Below are 11,426 nucleotides of genomic sequence, written 5' to 3' on the forward strand. Positions count from 1 at the left end.
ACTTTATTATAGGAAAAAGTTTAAACAGCTTCTATAAATAATATATCAACATTATGACCTCAGACGAATTTGCAAAGAACTTTTACCTTGAAAAACTAGCGTTTTTAAAGTCATGCTTTCAAGCACAACCCGAACAAGCTTCGGCTGTAAATGTAAAAATAAAAGAAATGGCTCTGACAGAGAGTCAAACTGAGAAACTTAAGGAAGTTATTGATATTCTGTTAGAAGATGTATTTTACACTATCCTATTAGGCCTAGATGGTGAATGCCCCATAGGTGAGATCCAACAGAATTATAAGATATATGACCAAGACAATAATCTTATTTCCGATTGTGGAGAATTGGAAGCCAGTGCTTATGAGTACTTTCACGAAGACAAATATGAGAGGGAAACTCTCTGATAATTAACAAATGAACCTATTATGAAAAAACACACTCTGAAAGACATCATCCGTGCTTTGGTAGCGGAGTACCTTACTGATGATGGAAAAACCTATAACACCAAGCACTATAATCTATCTGCAATTATAGTGGTAGGTATAAGGTTAACTCGGAAAGGTTGGTGTCGTTCCGCAAGTGGCTACTCGGATTTTGATAAGTTTTTTAACTAATATACTCATTAACCTATTATGATTTCTGTATACAAACTAAAACCTAAATTCCAGCAGCTATTGCACCCGCTACTGGTATGGCTACACAGGAGAGGTGTTACTGCCAATGAGATTACTGTAGTGGCCATTGTGTTCTCCTTTGGGATTGGCGTGCTCTTTTGGGAGGCTTCGGCGGTGCCACTTTTCTTTTTGGCACTGCCCATAGGGCTGTTGGTGCGTATGATCCTCAATGCTCTTGACGGTATGATGGCACGAGAGTTCGGACAAACCTCCCGCTTAGGAGAGGTACTCAATGAGGTGGGCGATGTGGTCTCGGATGTGTTTATCTTCTTCCCCTTGCTAAAGTACCACCCCGAAAGCCTTTACTGGGTGGTAGCTTTTATTGTACTGAGCGTACTCAATGAGTTTGCTGGCGTCATAGGCAAGGTCTTAGGAGGGCAAAGGCGCTATGAGGGGCCTATGGGCAAGAGCGACCGAGCACTGCTGATGGGTATCTATGGGCTGCTTGCCTACTTTGGTGTGGGAATACAAGCCTACTCTCAAGTGGTTTTTGCCATAGTTATTGCCTTGCTACTTTTAAGTACTTTCACCCGCTTAAAAAAAGGACTTTATGCCGCTTGACAACAAATATGCCGATGTACCGCTTCGTATCAGGAGCTGGGGAGTGATTATCTGTGTTTTTGCTGCGGCTGTCTCCCACCCCTACGCCATGTGTCTTTTTTCCCTATGGGTAAGCTTTCAAGCCCTTACGGAATTGGGCGGGCTCTTTGGTTTTAATCCGAGCTATTGGCGTATGGCTATTCCCTTGTTACAAGGGGTTTTACTATGGAGCTGTCCCAACTACTCCACTTATATGGTAGAAGCTTGTATGGTTGTGGGGATAGGCCTTATCCTATATCTATGCCTTAGGCAAATCCCCTTAGGATTGCCCCTTTCCCTACTGATTGTTTTGGCAGCCTACCCTCACCTGACTTTCTTACGTATGAAGCCACAAGGGGTGGAGTGGTTCATCTTCTTGGTGGTAACGACCGAACTCAACGACATCTTCCAATACCTCACTGGAAAGCGCTTTGGCAAGCACAAGATCTTACCCAAGATAAGCCCCAATAAGACCGTGGAAGGGTTTGTAGGCGGCTTACTGCTCACCCCTTTTTTGAGTGTGGGCTTAGGCTACTTGCTGAGGCTTCCTATTGCACTACATACATTAGTTTTTGTAGGCTTATTCATTAGCTTTTTTGGTTTCTGGGGCGATGTGACTTTCTCTTACCTCAAGCGGCGGGCGGGGGTAAAGGACACCAGCCAACTGATTCCTGGTCATGGTGGTCTCTTGGATCGCATAGATAGTCTCTTGTTCAACTGTATTTGGTTTTACCTATGGATACGATAAAGCCCTTTTCCCGTAGTTTGCTTCTCTCCGGAGGAGGCACCCGCTTTGCCTTATACAATGGTATGTATGCAGCGTTGTGTGATATAGGCAAAGCTCCTGAGCTACTTATTGCTAGCTGTGGTGGGGCTTTTGCTGCCTTGGTAATCAATGCTTTTGCTAATAATACAGAGAGAAAAGCCTATCTGCAATCACAGGAGTTTTACCACTTTATCCAAAGCCTGTCCCTTACCCCTTATAGCAAGCTATATCGCTTGGGGCTTTTAGTCCTACAGAAGCGCTATGACCGGCGTCGTGCTCCCTTGGTAGAGGATGTATATACACGCTATTTGGTAGAAATGTCCCAAGACCTATCGGGGCTACTCCCCTCCTTGACCAAGTTAGCTTTTTCTGCTGCCTTGCCCACTATCATCATAGGAGCAAAGATGTGCTTTGCCCCCCATGAGTGTGGCAAGCGTAGGGGTAAGCGAAAACTCTACCAAGAGGTGCTCATAACCGACCCTGAGACTGCCCAGAGGATCCCTCTTGAGACACTGCAACATACCGAATCCAACTATACGCTTTCGGCCGTAGCAACCGATATAAGTGTGGAAACGGCAATTCCCTTGCTCTGGGCTGCCCGTATTTCTGTCTCGGATATGTTCTATGTAGCTCCTGTAAGCTATCAGGGGACATACTATGCAGGCGGGGCTATTGACCTTGTTCCTATGGAGCTGGCTTATGCGCTTTCAACTACTGTAATTGCTGAGCACAAGCAGGCCTACTCTCCTACCGAAGAGTCTTTGGTACGTGCCGTCTTGGGCTTTAGTGGCAACGAGCGGTTGGCGTCGGTGGCTTCCTATCCTGCCCAATGGATAGATACTCGAAGAGCAACTACCGTTCTAAAGGGCTTTTACTCTGAGAAATATATCAATTGGAAGCATCTGGAGATAGGAATTCACTTTCCCAAGGACTATCCCTCTTACCGAGAGCAGATAGAGCGGCAATGGGACTATGGTTACCAAACTATTCTTAACACCTTTAGCTTATGAATGTATTTATCATAGGAGGCACCACTGGCATAGGGTTTGCCTTGGCTCACTTCTACCAGCAAAGCGGCCATCGGGTTGGGGTATGCGGCAGAGATCTTAGCAAGCTCCCCAAGGCAGTTCCTTTTGAGAGTTATAAGGCCGATGTTATAGACAAAGCACTATTAACCCAGGTGATACGACAGTTTGTAGGCTCAGACACCCTCTCCTTACTTATCAACTGTGCGGGTAGCTATGCCGAGGATGTGGTAGGAGAAATTTCTTACGAGGAGGCGGTCAGTATGCTACAAACCAATATCATAGGAGCCGTCAATACCTTGGAGGTTGGCCGAGAACTTATGGCTCATCATGGAGGCCAAATCGTCCTGCTAGCATCTATCTCAGGGATTTTGGACTATCCCTCCTCCAGCCTATATACCAAGACCAAGCGCAGTGTTTTACAGATAGCCGATGCCTATAGGCGTGCCTTACGCCCCTTTGGCATCTATATCACCTCTATTGCGCCTGGGTATGTAGCCACCCAAAAGCTCTACAAGCTCAACCAAAATAATCTCTCTAAGAAACCTTTTCTGGTGAGTGAAGATAGAGCAGTAGCCGAAATCAGCAGGGCTATTACTCAAAAGAAAAGCCTACACCTCTTCCCTACTCGTATGAAGTGGCTCATGCAATTACTCTCGCTACTGCCTAAGCCTTTGCTGTCCTTACTAATGTACAGAAAAGCCAAATGGATGCAAAATCACAACTAATTCTAACAAAAAATTAGGTAATCAAAAAATAATTTTCTATTTTTGTCGTATCAAAATCATTATACCATGAACACAGGTTTTTTTAAAAGTCATGAAGGGGAAGAACTATTCTTCTACGAATGGAATTACAAGCCCGGACAAAAGACCCTTATCGTAATCCATAGAGGGCATGAGTATGGGGAGCGTCTACAGGAATTTGCTACCCATCCGCTCTTTGCTGCCTACAACATCTTTGCTTTTGACATGCGTGGACATGGGCACACCAAAGCCGCTGTATCTCCTGTTTTCATGGATTCGGTACGGGACTTGGATACCTTTGCCAAGTTCCTTGGGCAGCACTATGAGGTACGCGAGGAAGATATCTTTGTAGTGGCCAATAGTATTGGCGGGGTAATCACATCGGCTTGGGTGCATGATTTTGCACCCCGCATCGCTGGCATGGCGCTATTGGCTCCTGCCTTTGAGATCAACCTGATCGTTCCTATGGCCAAGCAAGCCATCGAGTTGGCTCTAAAAATCAATCCTAAACTGATTGTTAAGAGCTATGTAAAATCCAAGATGCTCACTCGCGACACTAAGCAGCAACAGGCTTACGATAATGACCCTCTCATCACCCGCTCTATCAATGGCAAACTCCTCATTGACCTTGCCAATGCTGGTAAGCGATTGGTGGAAGATGCCGCTGCAATCACCACCCCTACCCTACTGCTCTCCGCTAAAAAAGACTTTGTGGTGATTAACCAACAGCAAAAGCAGTTTTATGTAAACCTATCCTCCCCTATAAAAGAGTTTGTTACCTTGGAGGGCTTCCATCATGGAATTCTCTTCGAGCAAGGCCGTGAGGAAGTATATAAGCTCCTACAACACTTTATCCAAAAGGCTTTCTCTGCACCCTTGCCTACTCCTACTCTTGATTCTGATCTCTTTACTCAGAAAGAATTTGAGACCATGCAATATGAACTGATTCCCACCAGAGAGCGTTGGGGTTACCATCTTCAGAAATGGGCGTTGAGCAAGCTTGGTCACCTCAGTGGTGGTATGACTGTAGGGCTTACCTATGGCTTCGATTCTGGCGCCTCCATGGATTATGTATATAAAAACACGCCACAAGGCAAGTGGGGTATAGGTCGTTGGATGGACAAAAGCTATCTCAATGCCATAGGCTGGCGCGGGGTACGTATCCGCAAGAGACACCTCCTACAACAGGTAGAAAAGGCTATACAAGCCCTACAAGCCCAAGAACAGGAGGTAAAAATATTGGACATCGCAGGTGGAGTGGGCAACTACCTTTTTGATATCAAAGAGCGCCACCCTGAAGTGGAGATCGTTATCAATGAGTTCCTACCAGCCAACATACAGAAGGGAGAGCAAATTATCAAAGAGCGTGGCTACCAGAATATTCGCTTTACCAATTACAATTGTTTTGAGGCTGATACTTACCGCAAACTAAATTATTCGCCCAATATCACCATCATCTCAGGTATTTTTGAGCTTTTTGGCGATAATATCTTGGCCTCTGAGGCAATCAAGGGGGTGGTTTCTATCTCGGACAATGGGTATATCATCTATACAGGACAGCCATGGCACCCCCAGCTCAAAACCATTGCCTTTGTACTGAAGAGCCATCAGGAAAAAGACTGGGTGATGCGCCGCCGTAGCCAGCGTGAATTGGACGGACTTTTCTCCCTCCAAGGAGTCAAGAAAAAAAGTATGCTGATTGATGATTTTGGAATCTTTACTGTTAGTTTAGGACAAGTAAAGAAATATTAGGTGAGAATATATGAAAATAATTTATGCTTTTATAATAGCACTTATCCTAAGTGTGATTGCTTTTTTCCTTCTTTAAAACTAAGTATTTTGTATTCTTCATTTAGGTGATATTTCACTTTGGTTTCATTGTACCAAGTATCGTGTTCTTTTCCATCACACAAGCTATTTTCGTGAGGAACGGTTTCTATTTGTGCTAATCGTTTCTGTAAGACATTCATTTAGTTGCTTTTTCTAAAAGTGATTCCATAAAGTCGGCAGTCTCATCGGCGATAAGGAGTTTGTTCCCTGCTTTGGCAACCCGAAGCATTTCGCTTATAGCAAGTGCTTTATCGTTAAAGAAATTGATACCTCCGTTGTGAAACACAATATCAAAAGTATTATCGGCAAAAGGCAATTCCTCTCTCGTGGACTTCTCCCAAGGAGAGGGGCAACCCGCAAGAGTGATTTTTTTTATTTTTGATTTACTTTGATAATTAAATATTTAAGTCATATTTTTTAGCATACCCCTTTAAAGTTCTTTCAGCCAAAGGATTCACATCTTTTAAAAGTTCATTATATTCCTTTTGAGCTTTCTCTATATACCCATGTTCTCCATAAAACACCAATGCTCCAAAAGGAGGAAATATTGAATCAGCTGAATAGAAAATCTTCTCTACACTATTATATTGTTTAAAAAAAGGCAGAATATATTGTTGTATATCTTCCTGTACTCTCTTAATCAACTCTTGTTCATTGGTATTTTCATCCACTTCATACCATAGCTCTTTTCTCCCTCGTAAATCTTTAATAGTTTTACGGATAATACAAACAGGTTCTGTAGGGTAATCAGGCACTTGCCCTGTATGTTTAAAGTCATAATAGCCCAACCAAAATTTAGGTTCAAAAATCCCTATATTGATGCGAAACCTAATGTGATCTCTATCCCCATAACTGCTTTTCTGTATATTGATGATATGCCCTACCTCAGCAAGCCTTCGATAATAGTTCAAGGCTTTCTTTTTAAAAGAAAGCGGCTTTAACAAAGGCGTAAAACCTTCTTTTACAACTGTATCGAATTTAATTTGTGTATCTGTTTTCATAATAATCATTAATCAGTTGTCGAGGCGACAATCTCTATACTGACAAAAGTTTGCTAGACTACTGCCAAATGCTTCTGGTAAGGTGTATCATCTTGCTCCGTATCCAACTAAGTCTATTATAATAGGCACGAGCTACAAGCTCGCGCCAACGGGGGCATTCCCTTCTTGCGAATTGATATTAATAATTTACTCTAACAGATTAATAACTTGGGGTTCTCCCTCCAATGTATACTTCTCACAGAACAATAATTGCTTTTTCAGTACTCTTTTGAGGCGTGTTTCTTCCTTTTTAGCCTCATTAACATAGTTTATCCACTCTTTTTGATATTCTATTTTCCCCAATCAACGGGTGCCCATTGTGTGAGCTCCCAAGGGAAGTCGTTGATGTTATCGAACTTGCCGTACTTCTTCTCAAACTCCCCATCGTGTTCCCAAGGGTCTAACCCGTGGATCGCAAGCTCATAAATGCCGTGCTCGGTGGTGAAAGTGTGGCAAAATGCGTTCTTATCAGCGGCATAAGCCCCATATTTCTGCACCGCCTTGGCAATCATCAGGGTCATAGGACTCAATCCGAGTTTATCTAAGTCCACTTTCGGGTCGATACGGCACCATTGCCCTTCCATTGGGGCGTCGGCATCGTCCAGATCGCCATCGCCAGCCTTCGCAGGCCACGAAAAGCCTTTACGGGCGTGCGCTATGGTGAACGATAGGGCGTGATTGATCTCCCCTGCCCTCACTTCCTCGATACCGATCTGCGACAGCGGATTGAGCATTCCCACTACCGAGCTACCGCCTTTGGTAAGGCGCATCCAATAGTTGTCCTTAGCGAGCCCTCGCAGGCCTGGCTTTGCAATGAAGTAGCCCGAGCCTTTAAATTTGTACTCACCGCTGTTCACATACGTTACTCCGAAGTACTGACGCATCACTCCCGTTGCCACGTCGTACACCGCCATATGCGCATCGTTTCCAGCGGCAGGCTTGGCATCGTGCACGATAGGCTGACGCCCTCCCGTGTATTTATAGAGGTCAGCATCGTCTCGCTCACGGTGTCCTTCGGGGATAAAATTAGCATAATGCTGGTTCTTATCATTACTATCTACTATAATTATGGTGTAATTATAGTGCTGACGTGTAATGGTAGTGATCACCCCGTAAGGATTGGTTGCCAGCGATTTCATTTTGGCTGCAATCGCTGCTGAATTGGGCGCGAGAGGCATCTCTTTGTCTACCCTTCGCGTAAAAACGGTCCCCTTTGCCACATAGTTCTTTCCGAAAAGGTCGCCCGAAGTTTTGTACACTACGCTGGGGTCGATCGGATCCTCTCCGCCGCCTCCGTTGCTGTCCTTTCCGCAAGCCACAAGGGCAAATGCTGCTACTAATGTTATGAACTTTTTCATAGTCGGATGTTATTTAAATGTTTGTTATCCTTTTACAGTTTACCTACGATGCTTCTGCTGTTCCTCTTCTCCCGATTGTTTGCTACAAGCAGATAGTATAAGTAGAAAGAAAAAGTAAATAAGTGTTTTGTTATGTGTCATTTTAAATATTTTTATTGATTTCATTTCTTGCCTTGTTTAGAGAGAGCTTGAGCAAGCTGAGTAAATTGTTCTTTTATTTATACATCAAAATAAGTAAACACAAACTTAGGAGAATATTCAAATAAAGGATAATCGCCTACTATAAGCCCTATACATTCATTTTTATCATTATATACACAAGCCTCTACCACAAGTTTATTCATCTTTTATCTTTATACAAGGTCAGTTCGCGTAGTTTATTCACTTCCTTATCTATATCTTCTATAGGAAAGAGGTGCAACACGTTTTTATCCTCTACAAAATCAAGTGTCTCATTGATTTCTTCTAAAAACGCTCCCGAAATACCAAACTTTTCAGCTAATACTTGGGTATCTTGCGATTTATAAGCATTTAAAAAATCGGTAAGGGCGTAGTAAATTTCTGTTTTAAGGGTTTGTGTAATTTCCATATAGTGTTATTTTATCTTTACTATGTCGTTTTTATAACTCGCAAAAGTATAGCGACGCAAAAGCAATTTTGAGACTTTTCAGATAGCCTCAACGGGTGTATTAACAACTAAAGTAGTGAAATACAAACTTAGGAAATTGGTCTCTAAGGTTGTAATATCCTTTGATGATGGCAAAATATTCTTGATCATCCCACAAGTGGGCTTCTACTCCTACAGCAGTATCATCATTGTTGAAGTTATACACCTCTAAATTCACCCCTCCACCTTCTTCTTTGTCCATTTCTTCTATCGGGAAAAGGTGCAATACGCTTTTATCTTCTACAAAGTCAAGCATTTCATAGACTTCTTCTAAAAATTCTCCCGAAATATCAAACTTTTCAGCTAATACTTGGGCATCTTCAGCTTTATAGGCTTCTAAAAAGTCGGTAAGGGTGTGGTAAATTTCTGTTTTAAGGGCTTGTGTAATTTCCATATAGTGTTATTTAATCTTTGCTATATCGTTTTTATAACTCGCAAAACTGATGTTTCCTTCTAAAACCAACTCGCAAAGGGCTGTTGGGTCATAGCCTTTAAAGGAATGAAGGGTATAATGGCAATGTTTGTCCTCGCGCTCTAAGTGAAGCACATAACCATCGGGTTCATCTTGAAAAACAACAGTTGCTTCTTTGTACTTTTCTAAGGTTGCTACCGAGCGTACCAAATCCTGCCTACTATCGTGCAAGTGAGAGGCTACAAAAGCTATTTCGGCAGTGCCATTGCTAATAGTTACCATTGCCCAGCCGTGTTCTTTGGGAGTGTAATCAATCATTGGTATTTTTTAAAGTAAGGGGGGATATTTTAAAACATCGACAGTTTCATTAAAATATCGGTTTGAGCATCAGAACCTAAGACGAAGGTGTGGGTATCAAAAGCTACGAATCCATTTTTTTTGTAAAAACGTAAGGCTCTTTCGTTCTTCTCCCATACCCCCAGCCATACATAGGGTACCCTTCGCTCTTTAGCTACTTCAATAGCTTTTTGATAAAGCGCTTGACCTACCCCACTGCCGTGAAATTCCTTTAACACATAGATACGTTCTATTTCCATTGCATTAGGGTCTTGTCGTTCTGTTTGAGCAGAGGCAAAATTAAGCTTCAAATAACCTATCACCTTGTTTTCTTCTTCAGCAAAGAAGAAAAGAGAATCTGGATTCGATAGTTCTTGCTGTACTTTGCTTGTCGCAAAGCTTGTAGTGAGGTACTGCTCCATATCCTCTGGAGTATTAGTATCAGCAAAGGTTTCATAGAAAGTTTGTTTACCAATAGCCTGCAATAAGGCTATATCAGTTGTAATGGCAGGACGTATATTCATAATTTTTATATTACATTAAGTTACAATTCAGCATTATTATTATCCGCTAATAGTTTCTAAGCTAAGATGATAGTTATCATCGAGCCTGATATTCACCAGATGCCCCAAAAAGTAATCAGGGTCAGTATCTATATCAAAAGTACAGGCTATTTCTTTGCTTACTCCACAATACAGGTTATGCAAATACACTGCCTCGCAAAATTGCTCATCAGAAACTGCTTGCTCGCCTTCTTCTTCAAGGTCTTCTTGGGCTTCTTCAAAGAGTTCTCTTACCTCTTCATTTTTGAGGAGAAACTGTAAAACAGTATCCTTATGCTGTTCGAGCCATTGTATTTTGGTTGCTACTTGTTTAAATACTTCTTGCTTTTCTTCTTCTGTAAAGTGGCGTTTGGCATCAAAACGGACTACAATTTCAGCTTCTTGCTTTTGCCAAAAGGTAAAGAGTGCTTGATACTCGGTTTGGTTTTCGGTAATAAAATTCATATTCAACAAAAAATGATTATTGATAATGAGAGGAAAGATAGTAAATAATTAACATTACACTGCCATATACCCTCATTGGGTATAGATGTTTTATTTTACTAAGCGTGCTATTTCTTTGAACTTAGGGTGCTGGGCGGTACGCAAAAGAGCAAAAAGTGCTGCTTCGGTACTCAAAAGAGTTGCGCCTGCATCGCGGAGCATCGTGAGTCCTATTTGCTTGTTGCTCTCGGTACGCGAAGAAACCGCATCGGCAATTACTGATACTTTATAGCCATTGGCGAGTAAATCAACCGCTGTTTGATAGATGCAAATGTGAGTTTCAATACCTATAAGCAGTACATTTTCACATTGATTGTCATTAAGTTGCTGCTGAAACTCAGTATTATCCCAAGCCGAAAAACTACTTTTTTTCACTGGAGTTTTACAACTTAATAGTTCGGCAATCGCGGGGTGTGTTGCTCCTAACTTATCGGGCATTTGTTCTACCCAAACTATAGGAAGATTCAAGTGTTTGCTACCTTCGATAAGGATAGTGCTATTGCGCAAAACTTCTTCACTTTGATAAACTATTTGCGATAATTTACCTTGAATATCAAGGATTACTAATTGAGTATTTTCTGTTGTCATTACAATGTTTTTTATTGCCGACAAAGGTAATAAAAAATTGGCGATTTGCCAATTTGCTGTTTTGTAATTATTTTGTACCTTTACAAAAAATAAAGGTTTATTATGAATACCATAATATTAAAACATAACTTAGATTTCCAACACTACCAATTGGCTGTAAAGGCTTTAGAAAATATAGGAGTTGAAGTATTGGAGCCTCATAATCCTTATGAGGTAACAGAGGAAGACATTCGTTCGGTAGCTTTGGCTCGTGAAGATATAAAACACGGAAGAATAAAAAGTAGTGAACAAGTGTTTGAAGAAGCTAAAGCAAAATATTAAAAATGAGGCTGTCCTAAAAGTTTTTCTTGAGGGGACGTTTG

At 41.9% G+C, this 11,426-nt stretch carries 18 protein-coding genes and 1 pseudogene; 7 read left to right on the top strand and 12 right to left on the bottom strand.

Annotated elements, in window-relative coordinates:
- Nucleotides 1–53: 53 nt before the first annotated feature.
- The 6 genes from HMPREF9073_RS10380 to HMPREF9073_RS10405 all read left to right on the top strand — a co-directional run bounded on the left by HMPREF9073_RS10380 (nucleotide 54) and on the right by HMPREF9073_RS10405 (nucleotide 5,539).
- Nucleotides 54–401 (top strand): hypothetical protein, encoded by a 348-nt coding sequence (locus tag HMPREF9073_RS10380; protein WP_009413704.1) that lies wholly within the window; start codon nucleotides 54–56, stop codon nucleotides 399–401.
- Nucleotides 402–629: 228 nt separating this feature from the next.
- Nucleotides 630–1,232: a CDP-alcohol phosphatidyltransferase family protein gene (locus HMPREF9073_RS10385; RefSeq protein ID WP_009413706.1), complete on the top strand. Its 603-nt coding sequence runs from the start codon at nucleotides 630–632 to the stop codon at nucleotides 1,230–1,232.
- Nucleotides 1,222–1,998 (top strand): phosphatidate cytidylyltransferase, encoded by a 777-nt coding sequence (locus HMPREF9073_RS10390; protein ID WP_002679931.1) that lies wholly within the window; start codon nucleotides 1,222–1,224, stop codon nucleotides 1,996–1,998. The genes HMPREF9073_RS10385 and HMPREF9073_RS10390 overlap by 11 nt, the downstream gene beginning before the upstream one ends.
- Nucleotides 1,986–3,026, top strand: a complete 1,041-nt coding sequence (locus HMPREF9073_RS10395; RefSeq protein WP_009413707.1) for a patatin-like phospholipase family protein — start codon at nucleotides 1,986–1,988, stop codon at nucleotides 3,024–3,026. Before HMPREF9073_RS10390 ends, HMPREF9073_RS10395 begins: the two co-directional genes overlap by 13 nt.
- A complete protein-coding gene (locus HMPREF9073_RS10400) occupies nucleotides 3,023–3,769 on the top strand; it encodes an SDR family oxidoreductase (RefSeq protein ID WP_009413708.1) in 747 nt (248 codons plus the stop codon). The genes HMPREF9073_RS10395 and HMPREF9073_RS10400 overlap by 4 nt, the downstream gene beginning before the upstream one ends.
- 66 nt (nucleotides 3,770–3,835) lie before the next feature.
- Nucleotides 3,836–5,539 carry a bifunctional alpha/beta hydrolase/class I SAM-dependent methyltransferase gene (locus tag HMPREF9073_RS10405; protein WP_009413709.1) on the top strand — a complete coding sequence of 568 codons (1,704 nt, stop codon included), beginning with the start codon at nucleotides 3,836–3,838 and terminating at the stop codon, nucleotides 5,537–5,539.
- Nucleotides 5,540–5,580: 41 nt separating this feature from the next.
- Here HMPREF9073_RS10405 and HMPREF9073_RS16005 read toward each other — a convergent pair whose 3' ends face one another.
- From HMPREF9073_RS16005 to HMPREF9073_RS10455, 12 genes and pseudogenes are all read right to left on the bottom strand, one after another.
- Complete coding sequence (locus HMPREF9073_RS16005) at nucleotides 5,581–5,757, bottom strand: hypothetical protein (protein WP_002679975.1); 177 nt, start codon at nucleotides 5,755–5,757, stop codon at nucleotides 5,581–5,583.
- 5 nt (nucleotides 5,758–5,762) lie between these two features.
- Nucleotides 5,763–6,002: pseudogene (locus HMPREF9073_RS10410) on the bottom strand (class I SAM-dependent methyltransferase); the annotation flags it as partial.
- Between the two features lie 10 nt (nucleotides 6,003–6,012).
- The gene (locus HMPREF9073_RS10415; RefSeq protein WP_034555813.1) at nucleotides 6,013–6,618 is read right to left on the bottom strand and encodes a DUF4304 domain-containing protein; all 606 of its coding nucleotides are present in this window, start codon (nucleotides 6,616–6,618) and stop codon (nucleotides 6,013–6,015) included.
- Nucleotides 6,619–6,804: 186 nt separating this feature from the next.
- Nucleotides 6,805–6,960, bottom strand: coding sequence for a YdeI/OmpD-associated family protein (locus tag HMPREF9073_RS15735; RefSeq protein WP_009413711.1), 156 nt, complete (start codon nucleotides 6,958–6,960; stop codon nucleotides 6,805–6,807).
- The gene (locus HMPREF9073_RS10425) at nucleotides 6,948–8,015 is read right to left on the bottom strand and encodes a hypothetical protein (RefSeq protein ID WP_009413712.1); all 1,068 of its coding nucleotides are present in this window, start codon (nucleotides 8,013–8,015) and stop codon (nucleotides 6,948–6,950) included. The genes HMPREF9073_RS15735 and HMPREF9073_RS10425 overlap by 13 nt, the downstream gene beginning before the upstream one ends.
- A gap of 218 nt (nucleotides 8,016–8,233) precedes the next feature.
- Nucleotides 8,234–8,359 carry a hypothetical protein gene (locus tag HMPREF9073_RS16530; RefSeq protein WP_009413714.1) on the bottom strand — a complete coding sequence of 42 codons (126 nt, stop codon included), beginning with the start codon at nucleotides 8,357–8,359 and terminating at the stop codon, nucleotides 8,234–8,236.
- The gene (locus tag HMPREF9073_RS10430) at nucleotides 8,356–8,604 is read right to left on the bottom strand and encodes a hypothetical protein (RefSeq protein WP_009413715.1); all 249 of its coding nucleotides are present in this window, start codon (nucleotides 8,602–8,604) and stop codon (nucleotides 8,356–8,358) included. Before HMPREF9073_RS10430 ends, HMPREF9073_RS16530 begins: the two co-directional genes overlap by 4 nt.
- A gap of 100 nt (nucleotides 8,605–8,704) precedes the next feature.
- Complete coding sequence (locus HMPREF9073_RS10435; protein WP_009413716.1) at nucleotides 8,705–9,076, bottom strand: hypothetical protein; 372 nt, start codon at nucleotides 9,074–9,076, stop codon at nucleotides 8,705–8,707.
- Between the two features lie 6 nt (nucleotides 9,077–9,082).
- A complete protein-coding gene (locus HMPREF9073_RS10440; protein ID WP_009413717.1) occupies nucleotides 9,083–9,412 on the bottom strand; it encodes a hypothetical protein in 330 nt (109 codons plus the stop codon).
- Nucleotides 9,413–9,441: 29 nt separating this feature from the next.
- On the bottom strand, nucleotides 9,442–9,954 hold the full coding sequence (locus HMPREF9073_RS10445) for a GNAT family N-acetyltransferase (RefSeq protein ID WP_009413718.1): 513 nt from the start codon (nucleotides 9,952–9,954) through the stop codon (nucleotides 9,442–9,444).
- Between the two features lie 39 nt (nucleotides 9,955–9,993).
- Nucleotides 9,994–10,437, bottom strand: a complete 444-nt coding sequence (locus HMPREF9073_RS10450) for a DUF2262 domain-containing protein (protein WP_009413719.1) — start codon at nucleotides 10,435–10,437, stop codon at nucleotides 9,994–9,996.
- Nucleotides 10,438–10,527: 90 nt separating this feature from the next.
- On the bottom strand, nucleotides 10,528–11,064 hold the full coding sequence (locus HMPREF9073_RS10455) for an isochorismatase family protein (RefSeq protein ID WP_009413720.1): 537 nt from the start codon (nucleotides 11,062–11,064) through the stop codon (nucleotides 10,528–10,530).
- Nucleotides 11,065–11,166: 102 nt separating this feature from the next.
- On the opposite strand from HMPREF9073_RS10455, the gene HMPREF9073_RS10460 reads away from it, so the two are divergent.
- Nucleotides 11,167–11,385 carry a hypothetical protein gene (locus HMPREF9073_RS10460; RefSeq protein WP_009413722.1) on the top strand — a complete coding sequence of 73 codons (219 nt, stop codon included), beginning with the start codon at nucleotides 11,167–11,169 and terminating at the stop codon, nucleotides 11,383–11,385.
- Nucleotides 11,386–11,426: the final 41 nt, after the last annotated feature.

The organism is Capnocytophaga sp. oral taxon 326 str. F0382 (assembly GCF_000318295.1).
GTDB lineage: Bacteria > Bacteroidota > Bacteroidia > Flavobacteriales > Flavobacteriaceae > Capnocytophaga > Capnocytophaga periodontitidis.